22 protein-coding genes are annotated in these 23,844 nt (G+C 74.7%); 10 read left to right on the forward strand and 12 right to left on the reverse strand.

Translation table 11 applies throughout. From position 1 onward, the window contains the following. Positions 1-2: 2 nt before the first annotated feature. Entirely contained in the window at positions 3-743 is a 741-nt protein-coding gene (locus HCN51_RS34065) for an ABC transporter ATP-binding protein (protein ID WP_168015400.1), read from the forward strand. Between the two features lie 49 nt (positions 744-792). On the opposite strand, the gene HCN51_RS34070 is transcribed toward HCN51_RS34065, so the two are convergent. Continuing rightward, positions 793-1,518 carry a dienelactone hydrolase family protein gene (locus HCN51_RS34070; RefSeq protein WP_168015249.1) on the reverse strand — a complete coding sequence of 242 codons (726 nt, stop codon included), beginning with the start codon at positions 1,516-1,518 and terminating at the stop codon, positions 793-795. 87 nt (positions 1,519-1,605) lie between these two features. On the opposite strand from HCN51_RS34070, the gene HCN51_RS34075 reads away from it, so the two are divergent. Beyond that, positions 1,606-2,403: a helix-turn-helix transcriptional regulator gene (locus HCN51_RS34075; protein ID WP_168015251.1), complete on the forward strand. Its 798-nt coding sequence runs from the start codon at positions 1,606-1,608 to the stop codon at positions 2,401-2,403. On the opposite strand, the gene HCN51_RS34080 is transcribed toward HCN51_RS34075, so the two are convergent. Further along, positions 2,400-3,257: a LysR family transcriptional regulator gene (locus tag HCN51_RS34080; protein WP_168015253.1), complete on the reverse strand. Its 858-nt coding sequence runs from the start codon at positions 3,255-3,257 to the stop codon at positions 2,400-2,402. The genes HCN51_RS34075 and HCN51_RS34080 overlap by 4 nt on opposite strands. Before the next feature lie 71 nt (positions 3,258-3,328). Between HCN51_RS34080 and HCN51_RS34085 the strand changes: the two genes are divergently transcribed. Together HCN51_RS34085 and HCN51_RS34090 are read left to right on the forward strand one after the other, a co-directional pair. Then, positions 3,329-3,997 carry a type 1 glutamine amidotransferase domain-containing protein gene (locus HCN51_RS34085; RefSeq protein WP_168015255.1) on the forward strand — a complete coding sequence of 223 codons (669 nt, stop codon included), beginning with the start codon at positions 3,329-3,331 and terminating at the stop codon, positions 3,995-3,997. 94 nt (positions 3,998-4,091) lie between these two features. Beyond that, entirely contained in the window at positions 4,092-5,054 is a 963-nt protein-coding gene (locus HCN51_RS34090) for an alpha/beta hydrolase (protein WP_168015257.1), read from the forward strand. Between the two features lie 28 nt (positions 5,055-5,082). On the opposite strand, the gene HCN51_RS34095 is transcribed toward HCN51_RS34090, so the two are convergent. Then, the gene (locus HCN51_RS34095; protein WP_168015259.1) at positions 5,083-6,204 is read right to left on the reverse strand and encodes a helix-turn-helix domain-containing protein; all 1,122 of its coding nucleotides are present in this window, start codon (positions 6,202-6,204) and stop codon (positions 5,083-5,085) included. 52 nt (positions 6,205-6,256) lie between these two features. Between HCN51_RS34095 and HCN51_RS34100 the strand changes: the two genes are divergently transcribed. Genes HCN51_RS34100 through HCN51_RS34110 form a run of 3 tightly spaced genes read left to right on the forward strand, consistent with a single transcriptional unit; the run spans position 6,257 to position 9,119 of the window. Beyond that, positions 6,257-7,351 carry an acyl-CoA dehydrogenase family protein gene (locus HCN51_RS34100; protein WP_168015261.1) on the forward strand — a complete coding sequence of 365 codons (1,095 nt, stop codon included), beginning with the start codon at positions 6,257-6,259 and terminating at the stop codon, positions 7,349-7,351. Next, positions 7,348-8,292: an acyl-CoA dehydrogenase family protein gene (locus HCN51_RS34105; RefSeq protein ID WP_168015263.1), complete on the forward strand. Its 945-nt coding sequence runs from the start codon at positions 7,348-7,350 to the stop codon at positions 8,290-8,292. The genes HCN51_RS34100 and HCN51_RS34105 overlap by 4 nt, the downstream gene beginning before the upstream one ends. Next, positions 8,289-9,119: a TIGR03619 family F420-dependent LLM class oxidoreductase gene (locus HCN51_RS34110; RefSeq protein ID WP_168015265.1), complete on the forward strand. Its 831-nt coding sequence runs from the start codon at positions 8,289-8,291 to the stop codon at positions 9,117-9,119. Before HCN51_RS34105 ends, HCN51_RS34110 begins: the two co-directional genes overlap by 4 nt. 311 nt (positions 9,120-9,430) lie before the next feature. On the opposite strand, the gene HCN51_RS34115 is transcribed toward HCN51_RS34110, so the two are convergent. The 7 genes from HCN51_RS34115 to HCN51_RS34145 form a co-directional block, all read right to left on the reverse strand. Beyond that, on the reverse strand, positions 9,431-11,512 hold the full coding sequence (locus tag HCN51_RS34115; RefSeq protein ID WP_168015275.1) for a CHAP domain-containing protein: 2,082 nt from the start codon (positions 11,510-11,512) through the stop codon (positions 9,431-9,433). 262 nt (positions 11,513-11,774) lie between these two features. After that, a complete protein-coding gene (locus HCN51_RS34120; RefSeq protein WP_168015277.1) occupies positions 11,775-12,524 on the reverse strand; it encodes a glucose 1-dehydrogenase in 750 nt (249 codons plus the stop codon). Continuing rightward, positions 12,511-14,640, reverse strand: coding sequence for an acetate--CoA ligase family protein (locus tag HCN51_RS34125; protein ID WP_168015279.1), 2,130 nt, complete (start codon positions 14,638-14,640; stop codon positions 12,511-12,513). The genes HCN51_RS34120 and HCN51_RS34125 overlap by 14 nt, the downstream gene beginning before the upstream one ends. Further along, positions 14,637-16,145: a class I adenylate-forming enzyme family protein gene (locus HCN51_RS34130; protein ID WP_168015281.1), complete on the reverse strand. Its 1,509-nt coding sequence runs from the start codon at positions 16,143-16,145 to the stop codon at positions 14,637-14,639. Before HCN51_RS34130 ends, HCN51_RS34125 begins: the two co-directional genes overlap by 4 nt. A 44-nt stretch (positions 16,146-16,189) precedes the next feature. Beyond that, positions 16,190-16,513, reverse strand: a complete 324-nt coding sequence (locus tag HCN51_RS34135; protein WP_428981561.1) for a VOC family protein — start codon at positions 16,511-16,513, stop codon at positions 16,190-16,192. After that, the gene (locus HCN51_RS34140) at positions 16,500-16,871 is read right to left on the reverse strand and encodes a Zn-ribbon domain-containing OB-fold protein (RefSeq protein ID WP_168015283.1); all 372 of its coding nucleotides are present in this window, start codon (positions 16,869-16,871) and stop codon (positions 16,500-16,502) included. The genes HCN51_RS34135 and HCN51_RS34140 overlap by 14 nt, the downstream gene beginning before the upstream one ends. Before the next feature lie 301 nt (positions 16,872-17,172). Next, positions 17,173-18,318, reverse strand: coding sequence for an epoxide hydrolase family protein (locus HCN51_RS34145; protein WP_168015285.1), 1,146 nt, complete (start codon positions 18,316-18,318; stop codon positions 17,173-17,175). 52 nt (positions 18,319-18,370) lie between these two features. On the opposite strand from HCN51_RS34145, the gene HCN51_RS34150 reads away from it, so the two are divergent. After that, the gene (locus HCN51_RS34150) at positions 18,371-19,336 is read left to right on the forward strand and encodes a helix-turn-helix transcriptional regulator (protein ID WP_168015287.1); all 966 of its coding nucleotides are present in this window, start codon (positions 18,371-18,373) and stop codon (positions 19,334-19,336) included. Positions 19,337-19,351: 15 nt separating this feature from the next. Here HCN51_RS34150 and HCN51_RS34155 read toward each other — a convergent pair whose 3' ends face one another. Continuing rightward, the gene (locus HCN51_RS34155; protein ID WP_168015289.1) at positions 19,352-21,139 is read right to left on the reverse strand and encodes a serine/threonine-protein kinase; all 1,788 of its coding nucleotides are present in this window, start codon (positions 21,137-21,139) and stop codon (positions 19,352-19,354) included. A 141-nt stretch (positions 21,140-21,280) separates the two neighbouring features. Here HCN51_RS34155 and HCN51_RS34160 point away from each other — a divergent pair, with 141 nt between their 5' ends. Both HCN51_RS34160 and HCN51_RS34165 read left to right on the forward strand, forming a co-directional pair. Next, positions 21,281-21,874 carry a cysteine hydrolase family protein gene (locus HCN51_RS34160; RefSeq protein WP_346433886.1) on the forward strand — a complete coding sequence of 198 codons (594 nt, stop codon included), beginning with the start codon at positions 21,281-21,283 and terminating at the stop codon, positions 21,872-21,874. Next, complete coding sequence (locus tag HCN51_RS34165; protein ID WP_168015403.1) at positions 21,874-22,587, forward strand: SDR family NAD(P)-dependent oxidoreductase; 714 nt, start codon at positions 21,874-21,876, stop codon at positions 22,585-22,587. Before HCN51_RS34160 ends, HCN51_RS34165 begins: the two co-directional genes overlap by 1 nt. A 12-nt stretch (positions 22,588-22,599) precedes the next feature. Here HCN51_RS34165 and HCN51_RS34170 read toward each other — a convergent pair whose 3' ends face one another. Next, positions 22,600-23,838, reverse strand: coding sequence for a serine hydrolase domain-containing protein (locus HCN51_RS34170; protein WP_168015291.1), 1,239 nt, complete (start codon positions 23,836-23,838; stop codon positions 22,600-22,602). Between the last annotated feature and the right edge of the window lie 6 nt (positions 23,839-23,844).

Genomic DNA, 23,844 nt, shown 5'->3' on the forward strand with positions numbered 1-23,844 from the left:
GCATGCTGGCGGTGGACGGCGTGTCGGTCGCGTTCGGCGGGGTCAGGGCGCTGGACGAGGTGACGTTCGAGGTCGGGCGCGGCGCCGTCTGCGGCGTGATCGGGCCGAACGGGGCCGGCAAGACCACGCTCTTCGACGTGGTGTCCGGGCTGCGCAGGCCCGGCGAGGGGCGGGTGCTCCTCGACGGGCACGACGTGACCGGCATGCCGGCGGTCAGGCGGGCCAGGGCGGGGGTGCGCCGCACGTTCCAGCGCACCCAGGTCTTCGGCCGGCTCACCGTCGCCGCGAACGTGCTGGCCGCCCTCGACTGGCACGGCGGAGGCGGCGGGCTCGCCGCCGACCTGGTCGGCTGGCCCGCCCGGCGGCGGCTGGAGCGCGAGCGGCGCGAGCGGGTGGCCGAGGTGCTGGAGCTGTGCGGGCTCACTGGGCTGCGCGACGCGTACGCCGCCGCGCTGCCCGTCGGCCAGCGGCGCCTCGTCGAGCTGGCCAGGGCACTGGCCGACCGGCCCCGCCTGCTGCTGCTCGACGAGCCCACCTCCGGGCTGGACGCCGGGCAGAGCGCCCGCCTGGGCGAGGTCGTCAGGGCGCTGGAGACGACCGTGCTGCTGGTCGAGCACGACATGGGCTTCGTCATGGACACCTGCGACCGCATCGTCGTGCTGGACCTCGGCAAGGTCATCGCCACCGGCACGCCCGCCGAGGTCCGGGAGGACCCGGTGGTCCGGGCCGCCTATCTGGGCTGAGCGTGCCGCCCGATTCAGGGGTTCGGCAGTGGTTGGCTGGCCGCCCGGTTCAGGGCTTGGCGTGCCGCTCGGTGAACGACAGGATGCGGCGCCAGGCGTCCTGGCAGGCGTCGGCCCACTCGCCGTAGCTGCGGTCGAAGAACGAGTGCGGGGCGCCCTCGTAGATGTGCGTCTCGTGCTCGGTGCCCACGCTGTCGAGCGCGGCCTCGTACGCGGCGAACTCCTCAGGGGAGGACGCCGTGTCGGCGCCCGCCCGCAGCAGGAGCAGCGGCGCGCCCGGTCCCGACTCCGGCGCCTCGATGAAGCGCAGCGCGCCGTAGAAGCCGATGGCGCCCGCCAGGCCGTTGCCGCCGGCGCCCAGCCACCACGACAGGGCGCCGCCCATGCAGAAGCCGGTCGTGAACACCGGGCCGCCGAGCTCCCGCACCGCCGCCGCCACGTCGGCCCGCGCGTTCTCCAGCGTGATCTGCTTGACGTGCGTCATGAAGTCGAAGTCGTCGCCGCGCTCGCCCAGCCCGGCCGTGCGGCCGAAGTAGTCGATCGCGATCGTGCGGAACCCCGCCTCGGCGAAGCGCTGCGCCAGATCCCGGTAGAACGGGTGCAGGCCGCGCACGTCGGGCAGGATCACCATGCTGCGCCCGTTCGGCTCGGCGGGCTCGGCCCGGTAGGCGAGGAAGCGGTTGCCGTCGGCGGCCGTCAGCTCGATCTGCTCGTGTGCGGCCACCTCGCCCTGGACGGGCGGTGCGGGTGGCCGGCTGTCGGTGGAATGACACATGACCATCAGCATGCCCAGGGGCGCTGCCCCTATCCAGGTACGCGGAGGGACAGGCTCGCGCGGCCCCGCACCCGTCAGACTGGAGGCATGAACAGGGAGCTGGGCGCGTTCCTGCGGGCACGCAGGAGCGAGGTCGCGCCGCAGGACGTGGGGCTGGCGGGCGGGCCGCGCAGGCGGGTGCGCGGGCTGCGCAGGGAGGAGCTGGCCGGGCTGGCCGGCATCAGCGTCGAATACCTCACCCGCCTCGAACAGGGCCGCACCGAGCAGCCGTCGGCGTCCGTGCTGGAGTCGCTGTCCAGGGCGCTCGGCCTGACCGACGCCGAGCGCTCCCACCTGTTCGACCTGGCCGCCCCGAGGCCCAGGCCCAAGCCGCCCTGCCAGGTGCGGCCGGAGCTGACCGCGCTGCTGGAGCGGATCTCCGGCGCCGAGGTGCCGGCGCTCGTCACCGGGCACCGGCTCGACGTGCTGGCCTGGAACCGGCTGGCCGACGCGCTCTTCCCCGGCCTGTGCCACCCGGGCGCGAACCTGGCCCGCTACAACTTCCTGCACGACGTCGAGCTGTACGCCGACCGCGACGAGGTGCTGCGGGCGACGGTGGGGCAGCTCCGCCTGGCCACCGGCCGCCATCCCGACGATCCCCGGCTGGTGTCGCTGATCGGCGAGCTGTCCGTACGCAGCGAGCGCTTCCGCACGCTCTGGGCCGGGCGGGTGGTCAAGGAGCGCACCCACGGCGTCAAACGCTTCCGGCACCCGGTGGTGGGGGAGCTGGCGCTGCGTTACGAGACGTTCGAGCTGCCGGGCGGCGGCCACCGGCTCAGCCTGCTGCACCCCGCCGACGGCGCCTCGGAGGAGTCGCTGCGGCTGCTGGCCTCCTGGGGTGCCTAGAAGGACTGGACGGCGCGCAGCTCCCTTGTCAGGTGGTCGCGCACGCGGGCGACGGCCGGCCGGGTGCGGGCGCCGGAGCGGACCGCGAGGTAACCGGTGTTGATCGGCGGCTCCTCCGGCTCGGCCAGCGTCACCAGCGTGCCCGCCGCCAGGTCCCGGCGGCACAGGTACGCCGGCAGCACCGACACGCCCATCCCGGCGCGGACCGCGCTCAGCACGCCCCGCAGATCGGGCATGACGACCTGGGCCGCCATCGACGGGCGGCGGCCGAACACGCTGCGCCAGTAGCGGCGCACGATGGGCAGGTCCTCGGCGTAGGCGACCAGCGGCTGCGGCTCCGGCCCTGCGCCGGGGGCGGCGACCAGCAGGAACTCCTCGTCGTACACCGGGTCGGCCTGCACGCCGCGCAGTCGGGGCCTGATCGTGGACAGCACGAGGTCCAGCCGGCCCGCCGCGAGGCCGGCGAGCAGGTCGTCCGACAGGCCCAGGGTGACGCGCAGCCGCAGCCCGTCCCGGACGAGCGGGGCCAGCATCGGCATGACCACCTCGCTCAGGAACTCGGCGGGCCCGCCCAGGTGCACGGCCTCGCCGGAGGGCAGCTCGGCGGCCACCACCTCGTCCAGCGCGTCGAGGCCCGGCGCGACCCGGCGGGCCAGCTCGTCGGCGGCGGGCGTGGGCGCGACCCCGCGCGCCAGCCGGTCGAACAGCGGCCGGTCCAGCGTCGCCTCCAGCGTCTTGACCTGCGCGGTCACCGCCGGCTGCGACAGGCCGAGCGTCTGGGCGGCGGCGGTGATGGAGCCGGTCCGGTAGACGGCGAGGAAGGTGCGCAGCAGGTCGAGCGAGAGTGGCGACATATCACTATTCTGATGGCTCGGCACGGCTTCGCTATTTGTGGCTGATGGCTCGCCGGAGGCATCCTGAACGCATGACGAAGCGTGTACTCATAGTCCTGACCAGCCATGACGACCTCGGCGGCGTGGAGAAGACCGGCTACTACGTGCCCGAGGCCGCCCACCCGTGGGAGATCTTCCGCAAGGCCGGCTTCGACGTGGACGTGGCCAGCGTGAAGGGCGGCGAGCCGCCCCAGGACGGCTACGACCCGGCCGACCCCGCGCAGGCCGCGTTCGTCGCCGCGCCCGAGCAGCGCGACACCGCCCGCGTGGCCGACGTGGACGGCTCCCGCTACGACGCCGTCCTCTACGCCGGCGGCCACGGCACCATGTGGGACTTCCCCGACGACCCTGACGTGCGGCGGATCGGGCGCGAGGTGTACGAGCGGGGCGGCGTCGTGGCGGCCGTCTGCCATGGCCCGTCGGCGCTGGTGAACCTGACGTTGTCCGACGGGTCGTACCTGGTGGCGGGCAAGCGGGTGGCCGCCTTCACCAACGCCGAGGAGGAGCTGCGCGGCGTGGCGGACGTCGTGCCGTTCCTGCTGGCCGACGCGCTGACCGCGCGGGGCGCGCGGCACGAGCCCGGCGACAACTGGCAGGCGCGGGTGGTGGTGGACGGCCGCCTGGCCACCGGCCAGAACCCGGCCAGCGCCGCCCCCCTGGCCGAGCGGGTCGTCGCCCTGCTCGCCGAACGGCGGGTCTGAGGCGGGTAATCGCCGCCGGATGGCGGTTGTGCGGCAGGGGAGCGGGATCGACGATCGAGGAGTAGCCCCACCTCCCCGTGGAAGGGAATCCCCCATGGCAGTCCACCCGAACCTCGACCCGGAGCTGCGCGCGGGCGTCGAGGCGTTCCCCATGCCGCCCGGCGACCTGTCGGCCGTCTTCGCCGACCTGCCCGGCCAGCGGGCGCAGATGAACGCGATGGTGGCCGCCGCGCCCCCGCCCGACACCCGGATCTCGATCGAGAACCGCATGGTCCCGGGCCCGGACGGGGCACCCGACGTGCGCCTGCGCATCTACCAGCCGGAGGAGCGGGGAGAGGGACGGCCGGCGCTCTACTGGATCCACGGCGGCGGCATGATCATGGGCATGCCGGAGATGGACGACCACTCCATGATCGAGTACGTCGAGCGGCTCGGCCTGGTCGTGGTCTCCGTGGACTACCGGCTCGCCCCCGAGCACCCGCACCCCGCCCCCGTCGAGGACTGCTACGCCGGGCTGGCCTGGACCGTCAAGAACGCCGCCGAGCTGGGCATCGACGTGAGCCGCGTCGCGGTGGGCGGGGCCAGCGCCGGCGGCGGGCTGGCCGCCGGCACGGTGCTGCTGGCCAGAGACCGGGGCGGGCCCGAGGTGGCCTTCCAGCTCCTCGTCTGCCCGATGCTCGACGACCGCAACGAGACGCCGTCCAGCCACGAGTTCGCCGAGGCCGTGGTGTGGGATCGGGCGGCCAACCTCTTCGGCTGGTCGGCCCTGCTCGGCGACCGCGCCGGCACCTCCGACGTGCCCCCGTACGCCGCTCCCGCCCGCGCCGGCGACCTGTCGGGGCTCCCCCCGGCGTTCGTGGACGTGGGCGAGCTGGAGGTGTTCAGGGACGAGTGCTTCGACTACGCGTTGCGGCTGGCGCGGGCCGGGGTGTCGACCGAGTTCCACCTGTACCCGGGGGCCTTCCACGGGTTCGACATCATGGTGCCGGACGCGGCGCTGAGCGTGCGGGCGCGGCAGGCCCGCGAGGCGGCGCTCAAGCGAGCGTTCGGCATCTAGAGGCTTTACGCGGGCGGGTCCGGAGGCTTCACGCGAGCAGGCGGACGAGGGCCAGGGCCAGGTGGGCGCGCATCCGGCCCGGCTGGTCGCCCAGCGAGAAGCCCAGCACCGACTCCGCGCGGGCGATGCGGGCCGCCAGCGAGCTGTGGTGCAGGTGCACGGCCTGGGCCGCGCCGCGGATCGAGCCGGCCAGGCACAGGGCGCGCACCGCGAGCAGCGACTCCTCGCCCAGCCGTGACATCGCCCGCACGTCGGGCAGGGCCGCGATCGCCTGCTCCGGCAGGTCGGCGAACAGGGCCAGCGCGCCCAGCTCCGACCAGCGCATCACCCGGTCGTGGGGGCCGGTGAAGCGCAGCGCGGTGCGGGCGCCGGCCCATGACTCGGCGGCCCGCGCGCCGGGCAGCTCGGGCCCGATGCCGACCCGCGCCCCGGCGAGCAGCTCGGGCGGGATGCCGGCCCGTGCGGCGCCGGGTGGCTCGGGTGGGAGGTTGGCCCGTGCCGCCGCGGACGGCTCGGGCCTCAGGGTGGTGACGACCAGGACGGCCTCGGTGTCGCCGATGGTGGCGGCGCGGACGTGGTGGCCCATCGCCCGCAGCCCCGCGGCCGTCTCCGCGTCGGGCAGCGCGATGGCCAGGGCCTGCAGCGGGGTGGCCGGGTCGAAGCCGAGCAGGCGCAGCGCGCGGGCCCGCTCGGTGTCGCCGGTCTCGGCCGACAGGACCAGCTCGACCAGGGCGGGGTCGCGGGCCGCCTGGGTGAGGACGGCGGCGCGTTCGAGGGTGACCTCGGCCGCCGCCGCGTACCGCTCCAGGACGATCTCGTCGAGCCCGTGCGCGGGCCCGTCGCGCTCCATCCAGACGGCCCCGAGCCCGGAGCTCAGCTCGCGCGCGGACGCGGGGACGGGCGGTGTGCCGGTGGTGCGGCCGGCGGGGACGGGCCGCGTCTCGATCGTGCCGTCGGCGTGGACGCGGGTGCGGCGGCCGGTGGCGGCGTCGAGCAGGCCGACCGGGCACTGCGTCAGCCGGGCCGTGGCCTTGAGCAGCGCCGGCACGCTCGCGTGGTCGCGCACCAGCGAGTCGAAGTAGGCGATGACCCGGACCGCGCTCTCCGCGTCGGTGTCGAGGGTCGAGAGCCGCAGCAGCAGTCCCTGCACGACCTCCAGACTAGCCTGGCCACACGACCAAGCGTGCGCTAGTTTGGTCGGTGTGGATCTCGACTTCACCGCGGCGCAGCTCGCCTTCCGAGCCGAGGTACGCGACTGGCTGAGCAGGCACGCGCCCCCGCCGCTGCCCTCGCTCGACACCCCCGACGGCTTCGAGGCGCACCGCGCCTGGGAGGCGAAGCTGGCGGGCGCGCGGCTGTCCGTCGTCTCCTGGCCCGAGGAGTACGGCGGGCGCGGCGCCTCCCTCATCGACTGGCTGATCTTCGAGGAGGAGTACTGGGCCGCCGGCTGCCCCGCCCGCGTCACCCAGAACGGCATCTTCCTGCTCGGCCCGTCCCTCATGCGTCACGGCACCCCCGAGCAGCGCGAGCGCTGGCTGCCCAGGATGGCCAGGGGCGACGACGTGTGGGCGCAGGCGTGGTCGGAGCCCGAGGCGGGCAGCGACCTGGCCGCCATCACCTCCCGTGCCGAGCCCTGCCCCGGCGGCTGGCGGCTGTACGGGCACAAGACGTGGAGCTCGCGGGCCGCCTACGCCACGCACGGGTTCGGCCTGTTCCGCACCTCCGGGGCGCGGCACAAGGGGCTGACCTACTTCATGTTCCCCATGACCGACGTCGCCGTCCGCCCGATCGCGCAGCTCGACGGGCTGCCCGGCTTCGCCGAGCTGCGCTTCGACGGCGTGTTCACCCCCGAGTCGATGGTGCTCGGCGAGACGGGCGAGGGCTGGCGGATCGCGATGGCCACCACCTCCTCCGAGCGCGGCCTGACCCTGCGCAGCCCCGGCCGATTCCTGGCCACCGCCGCCCGGCTCGCCGAGCTGGCCCGCGACGCCGACCCGGCCCTCGCCGACCGGGCCGCCAGGTGCCTGGTCGAGGCGGAGGCGTACCGGCTGCACACGTTCGGGACGGCGCGCCGGCTCATGGCGGGCGAGGAGATCGGGGCCGCCGTCAGCATGGGCAAGATCTTCTGGTCGGAGCTGGACCTGCGCATGCACGCCCTCGCCCTGGAGCTGCTGGGGGACCGGGCCGGGGGCTGGCTGGACGGGTTCCTGTTCTCGCTGGCCGGGCCCATCTACGCGGGCACGAACGAGATCCAGCGCACCATCGTCGCCGAGCGCGTCCTGGGGCTGCCGCGATGAAGTTCGGCTTCGACGAGGACCAGCTCGCGCTGGCCGCGACCGTCCGGGACGTGCTGCGGACGCACTGCCCGCCCGCCGCGCTCCGGACGGCGCGCAGGCCCGCCTGGGACCAGCTCGCCGGGCTGGGGTTCTTCGGGCTGCTGCTGCCCGAGGAGGCCGACGGGCTCGGGCTCGCGCTCGTGGACGTGCTGCCCGCCCTGGAGGAGACCGGGCGCGCCTGCCTGCCCGGCCCGGTCGTGGAGACCGCCGTGGTGGCGCCGTCCCTGCTGGCCGGCGTGCCCAAGCTGGCCTCCGGCGCGGTGTGCGTCGGGGTGCTGGCGCCGGGGCAGGCGTACGCGGCCGACGCCGACCTGGCCGACCTGCTCATCGTGGTACGGGACGGCGCGGCCCGCGTGGTCCACCGAGCCGACCTGCGCCTGGAGCCCCGGCGCGGCGTGGATCCGGCCCGGCCGCTGTTCGAGGTGCGTCACGCGCGCTCCGAGCCCTTGCCCGCGCCCGTGGGCCCGGCGCTGGTGCGGGGCACGGTGGCCACCGCCGCGCAGCTCGTCGGGGTGGCCAGGCAGCTGCTGTCCACCGCTGTCGCCTACGCGCGCGTGCGCACCCAGTTCGGCGCCCCCATCGGCTCCTTCCAGGCCGTCAAGCACCAGCTCGCCGACGTGGCCGTGGCCGTCGAGTTCGCCGCGCCGCTGGTGTACCGGGCGGCCCTGACCCTGGAGAGCGACGCCGCCGAGCGGGACGCGAGCGCCGCCAAGGCCGCCGCCGGCGAGGCGGCCACGCTCGCCGCCCGGGTCGCGCTGCAGGTCCACGGCGCCATCGGCTACACCGAGGAGCTGGATCTGCGGTTCTGGCTGGCGCGCGCCTGGTCGCTGTCCATGGCGTACGGCACCACCGCCGCCCACCGCGAACGCCTCCGGGCCGCGATCATCGGGAGGCGCCCGTGAAGTTCGGCGTCCCCCTCGGCCTCCTGCACCCCGCCGCCTGGAAGGACGTGGCGGTGGCGGCCGACGAGCTGGGGTTCGAGTCGGTGTGGCTGCCCGAGCACCTCGTCTTCGCCGCGGACCTGTCCCTGGCCGTCTACCCGGGCACCTCCGACCCCGGCATCAAGCCGCAGACGCCGCTGTTCGACGCGCCCGCGTACCTGTGCTGGCTGGCCGCCTTCACCACCCGCGTCCGGCTCGGCACGGCCGTGCAGCTCCTCGCGCTGCGCCACCCGTTCGTCTCGGCCCGCGCGTTCGCCACCCTCGACGTCGTCTCCTCCGGGCGGGCCGTCTGCGGCGTCGGCGCGGGCTGGTACCGGGGGGAGTGGGAGGCGGCGGGCGTGCCGTTCGCCACCAGGGGGGCGCGGCTGGACGAGGCGATCGAGGTGGTCCGGCGGCTCTGGAGCGAGCCCCTGGTCGCCCACACCGGGCGGTTCTACGCCTTCCCCGAGGTCGCCTTCGAGCCCAAGCCGGTGCAGCGGCGGCTGCCCGTGCTCGCGGGCGGCGAGTCGGCCGCCGCCCTGCGCCGCGCGGCCACCCTGTGCGACGGGTGGATCAGCATGCCGCACACCCTCGAATCGATCAAGCCGCGGCTCGCGGCCCTCGCCCGGCTGCGGGACGGGGTGCCGGTGACGGCGCACGCGTACGAGCTGGCCTCGCCCGGCGAGGTGGCCGGCTGGGCGGCCCTCGGCGTGGAGCGGCTGATCGTGCGGCCGTGGCGGCGCGGCAGGGACGCGGTGGCGGGGCTGGCCGCCTTCGCCGCCGAGTACGGCCTCACGAGCAGCGCGTAGAGGTCCTGCCGCCGCTCCTGACCGTGCGGCACTCGCGCGGCTTCGTGGTCGGCCGCGTCGGGGGTGGGGCGGGCGGTCTCCCTCGTGGACGGCTTCCTGGCGGTGGCCGTCGGCTTCGGCGTGGGGCGGGACCGTCGCGGACAGGGGCACGTAGGAGACCAGGAGTGGCCGCGCTGCCGGTCGTCGCAGCGCTGGTCCTCTGTCCTGCCCCTGGAGGACCGCTGGCGACAAGTGACCCCAATCTGCGCGTACCGGTCTTCCGCTACAGGGGGTCAACGGTGATCGTGCAGGCGGAGTTTCCCGTCTTCCGGTCAGGCGCGGTGGCGGCCTCCGCCGACGAGGTGGCGCTCGTCGTCCGTACGCGTGCGGCGATGGCGGCGGCCCCGGAGGGGGAGGTCGGGCGAGAACCCGGCGTGCTCCTCGGCGGCGGCGATGGCGGCGCGCCTGCGTCTGCCCCGGTAGGCGCGGGGGTCGGGCGCGGTCGTGCCGTCGCCGCCGCCCCTGCGGCGCGGCGGGCTGAACGCGTCGAACGCGCTGCTCGCGCCCGGGATGACGATCCGCTCGAACGGGCCGGTGTCCACGACGCGCCGCAGCGGGCCCGTGTCGAGCACGACCTCCACCGGGCCCGTCTCGTCGGTGAACGTGATGCGCTCCAGCGGGCCCGTGTGCTCCGTGAACGCGAAGCGGCTCAGGTCGAGGTCCGGCTCGTAGGGCTCGCTGTCGAAGGCGGGCGTGAACGCGGCCCCGGAGGCGAACGGGGTCTCGGAGGTGAACGCGCTCTCGGAGGCGGGGCGGCGGCGGTGGCCGGGGGTGTGGCGGCGCGGCTCGTGGTGCCCGCCGGTGTGGCGGCCGCCCGCGTGGTGCTCCGATCCGTGGTGCTCGTGGGCCGGGCGCTCGTGCGGGTGGTGCTCGTGGGTGGGGCGCTCGTGGGTGTGGTGGCGGGGCGCGTCCGTGGACAGGTCGAACGGCCTGGTCTCGAACGGGAGCTTGCGGTGCCGGGCGCCGCCCGCCCGGACCCCGTGACGGAGGTTCGAGGCGGTCGCGGAAGTCAGGGCGTCCGAGGCGGTCGCGGAGGTCAGGACTTCTGAAGCGGCGGTCGCGGAGGTCGGGACGTCGGAGGCGGCGCTCGCGGCGGTGAGGGAGCGCAGGGCGGCCGCGGTGGCCAGGCGGTCGGCGCTCTCCTGGAGCTCCACGGCCGTCTTGGCGGTGGCGGTCACCGGGGCGGGCCCGCGACGGCGGCGGCGGCCCTTGGCGCGGGACGGGCGCGCCGGCTTGCCGGCGGTCGCGCCGGCCGTGCTCAGGCGCAGGCGGCGGGTCTTGGCCACGGCGAGCAGCGCGAGCGCGGCGACCAGGGCCGAGCCGATCAGCGTCGGCGAGTTGATGGCGGGCAGCGGGCCGGTGGCGGAGGCGTCGCCGTGGGCCGGGAGCGGCTCGGCGGTGGCCGCCTCGGTGTCCGCCGTGGCGGGCTTGGCGTGCTTGCCCTTCTTGACCGTGCCGGGCGCGGGGGAGGCGCCGGTCTGCGGGCTCTGCTGGGTGGCGGCCGGGCGCGGGGCCGAGGTCGAGCCGGCGCGGGGCGCGGTGGCCGCCTGCTGCTGCGGCGCGGCGTCCGAGGTGGCGCCGGAGCGGCCGGTCAGGGTGGAGTCGGAGCGGCCGGTCTGGGCGGAGTCGGAGCGGCCGGTCTGCGTGGAGGTCTGGTCGCCGGCGCGGCCCTGGGCCTCGGCCGGGGTCTGGCCCTCGACCTGCCCCGTGGACGGCGTCTGCGCCCGGCTGGGATCCTGCGACTGGATCCGGCCCGCATCAAGGGGGACCTGGGCGGAACGTCCGGTGTCGCCCCGGGGGATCATCGAGGCGAGCGACTCCTCGCCGAGCTGGATCGTGCCATCCTGGCCGGCCTGCTTCCTGGCCTTCTTCGCGGCGGCCGCGTCGAGGCGCTCCTTGACCCGGTCGGGGTAGCCGTAGCCGACCACCTTGCTCGTGTCACGTTCCTTGCGCTTGGCGACGCCACCGTCGATGTTGCCCTCGATGGTGTGGATCGTGTCGCCTTCGACCTTCGTCACGATGCCGACGTGGTCGATGTTGTCGATGTCGTTGGAGCCGCTCCAGTCGTAGAAGACGAACGCGCCGGGCTTGGGCGTCTTGCCCCACGCCCCCTGCTCCTTGAACCACTTCGCGTGCGCCACCGTCCACGCGAACTGCCCGATCCAGTCCTCGTAGCCGAGCTTGTGCGCGGCCCACGAGAGGTACATGTCGCACCACGGTGCGGAGCTGTAGTCGGCGTCGAACTCGACGTTCTTGCCGTACCAGTCGCCGAACTTGGTGTACGACCCGGACTTCTCCGCATACCCGAGCTGGCTCTCGAGCAGTTCGATGTACTTCTGGATCTCTGGCGTCATGGAAGTATGGGGGCACCTTCCGGGCAAGACCGGGTTTGTCCACGCAGCACTGGGTAAGGAGGGGACCCGGGACTGGTGTGACAAAACCGGTGGCCTGTCGTCTTCCGTGCTCAGTGAGGTTACCAAGCCGTAACCCCAGCTCAAGACCGTCTCCCGGAGAGGGGGTGCCTCTTCCGGGTTGGAAACCGCAGGTCAGAGATGTTGCCAGAAATGTCCGAGGCTACGTGGTTTAACCCTAAAAGATCTACCTTGAGGTGAGGTCTCAGTATCCTGCGCCGGTCAACAGGCCGCCGTCCACCGTGACCTCGCTGCCCGTGCAGTAGCTCGCCCGGTCCGAGGCCAGGAACGCCACCACGTGCGAGACCTCCACCGGCTTGGCGAAGCGCTTGATCACCATCGACTTCACGAACGCCTCGGCGTCGACCTCGCGCGCGATGTCCGGGTCGAGGGCCATGGCGGTGTTGATCGCGCCCGGGTGCACCGAGTTCACCCTGATCTTGAACCTGGCCAGCTCCCGCGCCGCCGACTTCGTCACACCCCGGACCCCGAACTTCGACGCCGAGTACGCCGACAGCCCCTCGGCGCCGACGTAGCCCTCGATGGAGGAGATGTTCACGATCGAGCCCCGCCCGGCCGCCTTCATGGGCTCGATGACCGCCTTGATGCCCAGCCAGGTGCCCTTGAGGTTCACGCCGATCACCCGGTCGAAGTCCTCCAGCGACATTTCCTGGATGCGGCGAAATTTCAGGATCCCGGCGTTGTTGACCAGAACGTCCAGCTTGCCGTGCTGCTCCACGGCCGTCCCCACGGCCCGCTCCCACTCCTCGGGGCTCGTCACGTCGTGCCGCAGGTACGTGGCGCCCGTCTCCTCCGCCAGCGCCTTGCCCTCCTCGTCCAGCACGTCCCCGAACACCACGCGCGCGCCCTCCTCCAGGAACAGCCGCACGTGCGCCGCCCCCATGCCCCGCGCCCCGCCCGTGATCAGCGCCACCTTGCCGTCAAGCAGCCCCATAGCGTCCTCCTGCCGCGACGGCCACGGCGGCCGCCTCCATGGTGCGGTAGACGGGAATGCCCGCCGCCGCCGCGATCCGGCCCACCTCGTCCACCACGCCCGCGGGGGCGCACTCGCCGTTCCTGGTCACCAGCGTGATCCGCAGGCTCGGGCGCGCGGTCTGGGCGCCGGCGAGGGCGCGCGCGTAGGCGTACAGGGGCTCGGGGGCGGTCCCGTACGTGAAGAACGCCTGCACGTTCACATGCGCCACCACATCCCGGTACGCCCCCGGCCTCACGTCTTTGCCCGACCCCGCCACCACGTCCCCGTGCGGACCAGCGAGCACGTCGATCACGTCGGCCACCAGCCCGGCCCGGCCCAGCGGCCCCACCGGCACCTCCAGCGGGTTGCCCGCCGCCACCACCCCGAGCGCCCGCAACGCGTCCAGTCGGTCGGCCGGCAGCGGATCGAGCCGCACCCCGGCCCGGTCGAACGCGTCCGCGGCCAGCACGCTCGCACCCCCACTCGGCCCCACCACCAGCACCCGCTCCCCGCCGGGGCCTCGCGAGGCGGGCTCCTGCTCAGGGGCACCGGATGCCCGCCCCGCCTGGGCGGATCGCGAGCCGTGCGCCTGGAAGTAGGCCAGCACCCCGATCAGGTCGTCCTGCCCGGACACCAGCGTCGCCCCCGTCTGCTCCGCCACCGCCTCCCAGATGCGCCGGTCGCTCACCATGCCGCCCGTGTGGGAGGCCGCCGCCCGCTGCCCCTGCCCGCTGCGCCCCCCGGCCAGCAGCACGACGGGCTTGCCGAGGTCCCGCAGCGCCTCGTACAGCTCCCGGCCGTCCCTCGGGTCCTCCAGGTACAGCCCGACCGCCCGCGTCTCGTCGTCGCGTGCCAGCCAGCGCAGCAGCTCGGCGGGGGTGACGTCGGCGGCGTTCCCGACGGTGACGACCCGGCTGAACGCCAGCCCCCGCCGCTCCCCGACCTTGATCACCTCGCCGGCCAGGCCGCCGCTCTGCGAGATCAGCGCCACCGTCCCCGCCGGGCCCAGCCCGCCGCCGGCGAACGTCTGGCGCCCCTTCGGGCAGTACACGCCCATGCAGTTGGGGCCGAGCAGCCGCGTCCCCGCCGCCCGCGCCGCCGCGGCCAGCTCCGCCTCCAGGTCCGGCCGCCCCGCCTCGCCGAACCCGCCGCTCATCACCTGCGTGAACGGCACCGCCCGCGCCTGCCGCACCACCTCGGCGCACCGCTCGGCCGGCACGGCGACCAGGGCGTAGTCCACCTCCGCGTGCGCGAGCGACGGCACGGCGGGCACCCCGGCGACCTCCGTGGCGGTCGGATGCACGGCCACCAGCGGCACGCCGGCGGCGCGGTAGAAGCCGAGGAACATGTTCCCGAAGTTCGGCCGCGACGTGGACGCCCCGACGACGGCCACCGCCTTCGGCTCGAAGAGCCGCAGAAAGTCGCCCGCCCGCTCAGCCGGCCGCGTGGGGGAGCCGGTCGGGCGGTCGGCGGGGAGGTATCGGGCGTCCACCGCGATACCTCCCGACGGGCCCGCGATGACCGGGTTCAGCTCGAACTCGCCCAGCTCCAGCCGTTCCCACAACCCCCCGGCCCCGCCCACCGCCATGAGCAGCTTGACGACCGCGTCCACGTCCACGGCCGGCCCGCCGCGCCACCCGTCCAGCAGCGGCGCCCCGCGCAGGGACGCCAGCGCCCGCCGCGCGTCCCGCTCCGTGATCGGGCAGAGCAGCAGCGCCGTGTCGCGCAGCGCCTCCGTCCACACCCCGCCCAGGCCGGCGAGCAGCACGGGGCCGAACGCCGGATCCCGCACCAGCCCCACGATCAGCTCGACCCCGGCCTCGGCCTGCTCCTCCACCAGGAACCCGGCGGGCTCCAGCCGGGCCCGCATCCGGGCCGCCGCGTCCGGCAGCTCCTCGTACGCCAGCCCCAGCACCACCGCCCCGGCCTCGGACTTGTGCGTCAGCCCCGGCCCGAACGCCTTCAGCACCAGCGGCCCGGCCAGCTCCCGCGCCGCGCCGAAATCATCCCCGCGCACCACGACCCCGCGCGGCACCGGCACCCCGGCCTGCGCGAGCAGCGCCTTGACCTCGTGCTCGTACGGGCCGGCGGTCACGGCAGCAGCTCGCGGAGCTTCCTGCGCAGCAGCTTGCCCGGCCCGCCGGAGGCGTCCTGCGAGTGCGGCAGCTCCTCGGCGACCACGATGTGGTCGGGACGCTGGTGCGCGGGGAGGAGGTCCGCCAGGGCCAGGGCCAGCTTGGAGGCGTCGAGGGTGTGCCCGGCCCTGGGCACCACGGCCAGCAGCACCTCCTGCTCCGCCGCCCCTTCGGGCACCCCGGTCGCGCCCGCCTCGGCGACGCCGTCCAGGGCGGAGGCCGCCTCCTCGATCACGGAGGGCTGGGTCCAGACGCCGCCCTTGATGATCGCGTCCTCGCGCCGGCCGAGCACGCGCAGCACGCCGTCGGCGGAGAGCGTCCCGAGGTCGCCGCCCACGTACCACTCGCCACGCAGCACCTCGGCCGTCCTGTCGGGCAGCCCGTCGTACCCGGCCATCCGGTGCGGCCCCGCCAGGTTGATCTCGCCGACCGTGTCGACGACCGGCTCGCCGCCCGGGCCGGTGACGCGCACCGCGTTGCCGGTGCGGGCCCGGCCCGAGGAGCCGAGCGGGGTCGAGCCGTCGTCCACCCGTCCCATGCAGGTGTAAGGAGCCTCGGTCTGCCCGTAGTAGGAGTACACGCCGGCCTGCGGCAGCCGGGCCTTGATCCGGTCCAGCATGGTCGCGGTCAGCGGCTCGCCGCCCAGCATGATCACCTCGATGGACGACAGGTCCACGCCCTCGTGGTCGGGCGAGGCCAGCAGCGCCGAGTAGAACGAGGGGATCTGCGACACGTGCGTGACCCGCTCGCGCGGGACGACCCGCAGGAAGTTCGCCGGCCCCCAGTCCTGCTCCAGCACCAGCCGCATCCCCGCGTAGAGCGCGGGCCCGGCGATGGCCGGGAAGCCGATGCCCCAGATGATCGCGCCCGTCCCGAACACCGAGTCGGGGCCGCGCGGCACGTCCAGCCAGATCTGCGCCGTGGCCAGCGACGACGCGTGCGTGTGCACGACCGCCTTGGGCAGGCCGGTCGTCCCCGACGTGAAGTACAGCGCCAGCGGGTCGTCGTGGAAGGCGCCCAGCGGCGGCTCCTCGTCGGAGCCGCCCTCCAGGTCCCGTACGTGGATCCAGGCGGTCACCTCCGGCAGCGACGGCCTGATCTGCTCGACCACCTTCTCCACCGTGGCGTCGTACACGAACGCCGTGCACCGCGCCGCCGCCACCACGTCCCGCAGCGTCTCGGCCGGCCAGTACGGGTTCAGCGCCGCCGTGACCGCCCCGATCTTGGCCTGCGCCAGGTAGACCTCGGCCACCCGCAACGTCTCGTTCAGTAGCGCCGCCACCCGCGCGCCCGGCGCGATCCCGGCGGCGAGCAGGGCGTGGGCGCGGCGGTTGACGTTCCTGTTGAGCTCGTCGTAGGTGAAGCTCTGCTCGCCGCAGTACGTCAGCGCGACCCGGCCGGGCGTACGCAGCGCGCCGGCGGTCAGGATCGCGTGGCCGTAGTTGCCGTAGGGTGATCTGGCCATGGGGGCTGCCTTCCCTTGGGGCTGGGGCCTGGGGTTCGGTCCGGTCAGAGGGGCGAATACAGCACGAAGACGTTCCCTGAGGGGTCGCGCAGCACGGCCCGCCTCTCGTGCGGCCCCGCCTCGGGCGCGCGCACGATCTCGGCACCACGTGCCGCCAGCTCCCGCACCGCCCGCTCCACGTCCTCCACCTTGTACGACGGCGCGGCTCCGTCGGTGACGTGCTCGGCCGGGCCGGCCAATGCCACCGTCACCCCGCCTCCGTCGAGCGCGGCGAACCGGTCACCGTCGCGGAACTTCACCGGCAGCCCGTAGAACGCGATCGCCTCATCCAGATCGGCGACGGGGATCAGCACGTTACCCAGCTTCACGCGGCCTCCAATGGGGCAGCTCGTCCCGGAACGTCACCCGTACCGGCAGGCCGATCCGCACCTGCTCGGGCGCGCACCCCACCACATGCCCGAACGCCCGCACGCCCTCCGGCAGGTCCACCCAGGCCATCACGTACGGCTCGCGCCCGCGGTAGGCGGGGGCGAAGGAGCGGTGCACGATCGTGTACGTGTGCACCTCACCGTCCCCGGTGGCCGGCTCGAAGACCAGCTCCCGGCCCCCGCACCAGGGGCAGGCCGGCTCGGGGAGGTGGATGCGGCGGTCGCAGGCCGTACACCGCTGGATGACCAGCTCGCCACGCCGGCAGGCGGCCCAGTAGGGGGAGGTGTCAGCGCTCATCGCTGCCAAGCTAGCGCACGCTTGGTACCCCGACAACCCCCACGCCGCACTGCCACTCGCGCCGGCCACCCCGCCCCCCGCACCCGCCCCCCGCCCCCCCCCCCCCCCCCGCGCCCCCGCCACTGCACGGTCTCTCACGCCCGACTCGCCGCGCCGCCCCCGGCCACCCGCCGCCCGCACCTGGCCGGCCGCCCGCACTCGCCCGCCACGGCGCGCCCCCGCCACCGCACGGCCGGCCGCCTCGCCGTGCGCGAGCGCCGGCCCTTCACCCCACAAGGACCTCAGCCCTGGTCGGCGGCGGTCACCGGAGGGGGCGGAAGAAGGTGCGGACGTCCTCGATGAGCAGGTCGGGAGCCTCCATCGCGGCGAAGTGCCCCCCGCGCGGGAACTCCGCCCAGTGCGTGACGTGATGCTCCCGCTCGGCGATCCGCCGCACCCCGCCATCCCCGGGGAACACGGCGACCCCGTGCGGCACCGCCGAGTACGCGACCTTCGCCCCCCAGCTCTGCTGCCCCTCCTTGTAGAGCCGGGCGGACGAGGCGGCGGTCTCGGTGAACCAGTAGATGCTGACGTCGGTGAGCAGCTGGTCGAGGTCCACAGCGTCCTCGGGCAGATCGCAGGCGGGGTCCGTCCATTCCTTGAACTTCTCCGCGATCCACGCGAGCTGCCCCGCCGGCGAGTCGTGCAGCCCGAACGCGAGCGTCTGGGGCCGCGTCGCCTGCATGATCGCGTACCCGGCCCGGTCCTGGTCCTGGAACTGGCCGAGCCGGGCGAGCTCGGCGGGGGTCAGCCCCTCGAACTCGGCCGGGTCGCCGCCGGGGAACCCGAGCATGCCGTTGACGTGCACGCCGACGACGTTGTCCGGCGCGATGCGGCCGAGCAGCGGCGAGATGACGGAGCCGCTGTCGCCGCCCTGCGCGCCGTAGCGCGGGTAGCCGAGCCGGTCCATGAGCTCCGCCCAGGCGCGGCTGACCCGCTCCAGGTTCCAGCCGGTCTCGGTGGTGGGGCCGGAAAAACCGAAGCCGGGGATGGACGGCGCGACGACGTGGAAGGCGTCGGCGGAGTCGCCGCCGTGCGCCGCCGGGTCGGTGAGCGGGCCGATGACCTTCATGAACTCGGCGACCGAGCCGGGCCAGCCGTGCGTGATGATCAGCGGCAGCGCGTCGGGCTCGGGCGAGCGGGCGTGCACGAAGTGGATGTTCTGCCCGTCGATGCGGGTGGTGAACTGGGGGAACGCGTTGAGCCGCGCCTCGGCGACCCGCCAGTCGAACCCGGTCCGCCAGTACTCGGCCAGCTTCTTCATGTAGCCGACGGGGATCCCGTAGGACCAGCCCACGCCGGGCAGCTCGTCCGGCCAGCGGGTCGCCGCGAGCCGCCGGTGCAGGTCGTCCAGCTGCGCCTGCGGGATGTCGATCCGGTACGGGTGAATGCTCTCGTTGTCGTGCATGTAGGCAACGGTAGAACCCGGTTAGGTCAGGTTCTGTCCTAGGATGATCGCCATGCTGGAGACCTCGGCACGGTTGCTGCGCCTGCTGTCGCTGCTGCAGACGCCCAAGGACTGGCCGGGCACGGAGCTGGCCGAACGGCTCGGCGTCTCGCCCCGCACCGTCCGCCGCGACATCGACCGGCTGCGCGAGCTCGGCTACACCGTGGAGGCCACCGCCGGCGTGCCCGGCTACCGCCTCGGCGCCGGCTCCGGGCTGCCGCCGCTGCTGCTCGACGACGACGAGGCCGTCGCCGTCGCGATCGGGCTGGGCACCGCCGCCGTCTCCGGCGTGGCGGGCATCGGGGAGACCGCGCTCCGCGCCCTCGCCAAGCTCGAACGGGTCCTCCCGTCCCGGCTCCGGCACCGCGTCGGCAGCCTGCGCTCGGCCACGGTGCCGCTGACCGCGCAGGCCACGGCCGTCGACCCGGCCGCGCTCACCGCCATCGCCGCCGCCGTGCGCGACCGGGAGAGCCTGCGCTTCGACTACCGCGCCCACGACGGCACCGAGGACCGGCGCACCGCCGAGCCGTACCGGCTGGTCAGCTCGGGCCGCCGCTGGTACCTGGTCGCGTGGGACACCGGCCGCGGCGACTGGCGCACGTTCCGGGCGGACCGGCTGCGCCTGCGCACCCCGAACGGGCCGCGCTTCGCCCCCCGCGAGCCGCCCAGCGACGACCTCGTCCGCTACATCACCGAACGGATCTCCGTCGACCCGTACCGCTACCGGGGCCGGTTCACGGTGCGGGCGCCGGCGGGCGACGTGGCCGCGCGGATGCCGCCCACGATCGCGGTCGTGGAGCCGGCCGGCGCCGGCGCGTGCGTCCTGACCACGGGGTCGAACTCCCTCGACGATCTGGCCATGTGGGTGGCGCAGCTCGGCGTCCCGTTCACGGTGCACGAGCCGCCCGAGCTCGTCGAGCACGTGCGCGCGATCGGCACCCGCCTGGTCGCCGCCGCCGCGCCCCCTCCGCCCTCCTGACCCGCTCCCCGGGCGTCACCCCGTCGCGGGCGGCAGGAGGTCCGGTGAACGCGACGACGTCAGAGACGGGCCGCCGGAGAGCTGTACGACCGGCGTGGCCGAAGGGCGTGCGGCCGGGGCGTTCGAGGTCGGTGGGGGTGCGATGGGGGCGTTCGAGGAGGGCGGCTCGGGGGTGGTGGTCGGCGAGGCGGAGGGTTCAGGGGTCGGAACGGGGGAGCGGGTGGTGGGCGGAGGCGGGCAGGCGGGGCCGTTCAGGGTGGCCTCGCTGACCTGAGGCCCGTTCGCCGCCGCCGGCTCCGTCATCACCAGGAGGCCGAGGTGCGCCCGCTCGCCGCACCCCACCTCGCCCGGCGAGTAGGCGACGGCGCTCGTGTACGAGGTGCGCCCCCGCAACGTGCGGGTCTCCCGGCGGAGCGTCCTGGCGGCGCCGCCATCGCCGTCCCGCCGGGTGTAGGCGATCAGCAGCCGCACGGGCCCCGTCCCGTCCACGGTGACGGTGATCGAGCCCGTGGTGCCGTTCCAGCCGGAGATGCCGGCGGCGCGGACGGCGGGGAGCGGCACGGAGGTGCCGCCCTGAGGGGTGGGCGGGGGAGGCGCGGCGGTGGCGGGCGGAGGGGTGGTGGTGGCGGGCGGGCTCGGCGCTCGGGTCGCGGACGTGGGCGGCTGCGAGGATGCGGTCTCCGTGCCGGCCTCGGTCCGCGTCTCGGTCTGGGCTCTGGGGGGTGGCATGAGGATGGTGCCGGGGCCTTCCGGGAGGTGGCCGCCGGACAGCAGGATCGCGAGCAGCGCCGCCACGACGGTCGCGCCCGCCACCCAGAGCTGGGGCGGCAGGCGGGGCACCCGCTCGCGCAGGCCGGTCGTGAGTGAGGTGCGGCTGTCGGTCCTGGCCAGGGGGAAGCGGAGAGCGAGCAGCGTGGCCTGCTCCGCCAGGTGCCGCCGGCCGCGTTTCTCCCATTCGGGGCCGTAGCCGGCGGCGGCGTCCTGCTCCAGCGCGGCGGCGAACTGCCGGGCGGAGGCGTACCTGCCGGCCGGGTCCTTGGCCAGGCCGCGTCTGAGCAGGTCGCGCAGGGCGTCGGGCACGACCTCCAGCGGCACCGGCTCCTCCAGGTGCCTGCGCCGCAACCCGAGCACCTCGGACGCTGCCTCCCCGCCGTCCCGGTCGAGCGGGCGCGGTGAGCTGTCCCCGCCGTCCTTGGGTGGCACTACGTACGGCGGCCGGCCCCGGACGGCCTCGAACAGCACGCACGCCGCCGCGTACAGGTCCGCCGGCGGCCCGGCCCGCCCCAGCGTCCACAGCTCGGGCGCCATGTACGGCGGGGAGCCCGCGGGCACGCCCGGCTCCTCGGCGTGCACGACGACGCCGAAGTCGCCCAGCTTGGTGCCGCCGTCGGCCTGGACGAGGAGGTTGCCGGGGGTGACGTCCCGGTGCGGCACGCCGCGCTCGTGGGCGACGGCCAGGGCCAGCAGGGTGCTCTTGAGCACGGCCAGCGCCGCCTCGGGGGTGATCGGGCCGTGCTCGGCCAGCAGCGTGCGCAGCGGGACGCCGTCCACCAGCTCCATGACGACGGCGGCCCTGGCGGGGGTCTCGACGTACTCGAACAGGCGGACCACGTTCGGGTCGTCGATCTCGACGAGGTGCGGGGTGTCGGCCCGGAAGCGGTCCATGAACTCGGCGTCCCGGCGCAGGGTGGCGTTCAGGTACTTGATCGCCACGTACGCGCCGGTCGGCTGGTAGGTGGCGAGGAACACCCGACCGGTGCGCCCGGCGCCGAGCTGGCGCACCTCACGGTAACCAGGGACCAAGTCGTACCCCCATGTGGCAGCCGTCCTGGTTCCGACGGTCTCATCCGGGGTTCCGGTTGTCACGGGGCGGGGGATTTCAGCGGGTGTTATGCTGTGCCGGATACCAAGCAAGCGCTCGGCTAAGAAGCGTGGAGGTCGCCGGTGGAGCGCGTGGCGGTGCTGGTCATGGAGATGCAGCGGGGCGTGGTCGGCGATCTCACGAGATTTCCGGACTTGGTGGAGGCGTGCGCCCGCCACGACGTCGTCCCCAACGCCACCCGCCTGCTCCAGGCGGCCCGCCAGGCCGGCCACCCGGTGATCCACTGCACGGCCGCGTTCCGCCCCGACCGGGCCGGCTCCCACACCGCCAACTGCCCGTTCATCGTCTCCCTGCTCAAGGACCCGCACCACATGCTGGACGGCACGCCCGCCACCGACGTGCTCTCCGAGCTGCGCGAGGACGCGGACCTGGAGAGCCGGCGCCACCACGGGTTCTCGCCGTTCACCGGCACCTCGCTCGACATGACGCTGCGCTCGCTCGGCGTCACGTCCGTCGTCGCGGCCGGCGTCTCGCTCAACCTCGGCATCCCCGGCCTGGCCCTTGAGGCGGTGAACCTCGGTTACCGCGTCACCGTGGTCACGGACGCGGTCGCGGGCATCCCCGAGGAGTACGCGCGCGCCGTACTGAAACACACGATCAGCCTGCTCGCCACCCGCGCCACCACCGCCGACCTGGTCGAGGCGTGGAAAGGATGATGGACGGGCTGCGCCTGGACGGGCGCGTCGCGGTGGTCACCGGAGGCGCGGGCGCGATCGGCACGGCCATCGCCACCGACCTGGCCGCCCTCGGCGCCGAGGTCGTGACCGCCGACGTCGACCTCACGAACGCCCGGCAACCCGCGCTGCACGTGGACCTGACCTCGCCGGCCTCCGTGCAGGCGTTCGCCGACGAGGTGGGCGCGGCGGACATCCTGGTGCACAACGCCGGGGTGGCGATCGTGGAGCCGTTCACCGAGAGCGACCCCGCGGGCTGGGACCTGATGTGGCAGGTCAACCTGCGCGGCCCGATGCTGCTGACCAAGCTGCTCCTGCCCGGCATGGTGGAGAGGGGATGGGGGCGGCTCGTGTTCGTCTCCTCCGACGGGGCCAGGGCCGGGTCCGGCGGCGAGGGGGCGTACGCGGCGACGAAGGCCGGGCTGTTCGGGCTGGCCAAGACGCTCGCCCGCGAGGCCGCCCGGGCGAACGTCACCTCCAACGTCGTCTGCCCCGGCCCCACCGACACCCCCATGCTCCGCCGGATCTCCGACGCGGAGCCGGGGCTGGTGGAGCGGATCGCGCGGGCCATCCCGCTGCGCCGCCTCGGCACGCCCGCCGACGTCGCCGGGCTCGTCGCCTACCTGTGCACGGAACGCGCCGCGTACATCACCGGGCAGACCCTGTCGGTGAGCGGCGGCGTGACCATGCACTGAACGGCCATGCGCTCACAACGAGTCGTAGACGGCCTGCAGCAGGCGGTGCCCGCGCAGGTTGCCGGAGATGGCGCTGGCCATCTTGTTCATGACGTAGGCGATGGCCAGCCCGCGCTCCGGGTCGCCGACCCCGATGGAGCCGCCCGCCCCCGAATGGCCGAACGCGCTCGGCGAGCGCACCATGAACGTCATCGACGGCCGCATGAACCCGAGGCCGAACGACGTGCCGAGATAGAGCGTCCGGTCGGGGCCCTTCACCCGGGGCCGCAGCGCGTCCTGAAGGGTCTCGGGGCGCAGGATCTCGCCGGCGATCAGCGCGCGGTAGAACCCGGCCAGGCCCCGCGCGGTCGTGACCATCCCGGCCGCCGGCCAGCCCGCGCGCAGGATCACCGGGTTGTTCGCGCCGCCCTTGAGGAGGTTCATGGCGGGGTTGCCGAGCGCCCGGTTCATCAGGCTGCCGGGGTCGAGCGCCAGCCTGGTCATCTCGGCGACGGCCTCCGTCGTCCGCTCAGGCCCGCCCGCCGCCGCACCGTCCGCCACCTCACCATCCGCCACCTCACCGTCCGCCACCTCGCCGTCCGGCTGTGCGCCGGGGGGCGGGGTCTCGGTGGTGACCAGCCGGCCGCGCTCGCCAGCCGTGAGCCGCGCCGTACGCTCGATCACCGGATCCGGGGCACCCACCCACAGCTCCAGTCCCAGCGGCCCCGCGATCTCGGCCGACACCAGCTCGCCCACCGACTTGCCCGTCACCCGCCTGACCACCTCGCCGACCAGGAACCCGTACGTCAGCGCGTGGTACCCGTGCGCCGTCCCCGGCTCCCACAGCGGCGCCTGCCGGGCGAGCCGGGCCGCGATGGCCGGCTGGTCCTCGAACTCCTCCACCGGCACCGGCTCCTCCAGCGCAGGCAGCCCCGCCTGGTGGGTCAGCACGTGCTCGACGGTGATGCCTGCCTTGCCGTTCGCCGCGAACTCGGGCCACACCTCGGCGACCGGCGCCGTCACGTCCACCAGCCCCCGCTCGGCGAGCTGCAGCAGCACGGCCGCCGTGACCGCCTTGGTGCAGGAGTAGGCGAAGACGGGGGTGTCGCGTTCCCAGGGCCGCCCGGTGTGCCGGTCGGCGACGCCGCCCCACAGGTCCACGACCAGCTCGCCGTCGAGGTAGACGGCGAAGGCCGCGCCCAGCTCCTCGCCGTCGGCGAAGTGCCGCTCGAAGACCTCGCGTACGCGGGAGAAGCGCGGATCGCAGTGCATCAGACC

The organism is Nonomuraea composti, from assembly GCF_012034275.1.
GTDB classification, from domain to species: Bacteria; Actinomycetota; Actinomycetes; order Streptosporangiales; family Streptosporangiaceae; genus Nonomuraea; species Nonomuraea composti.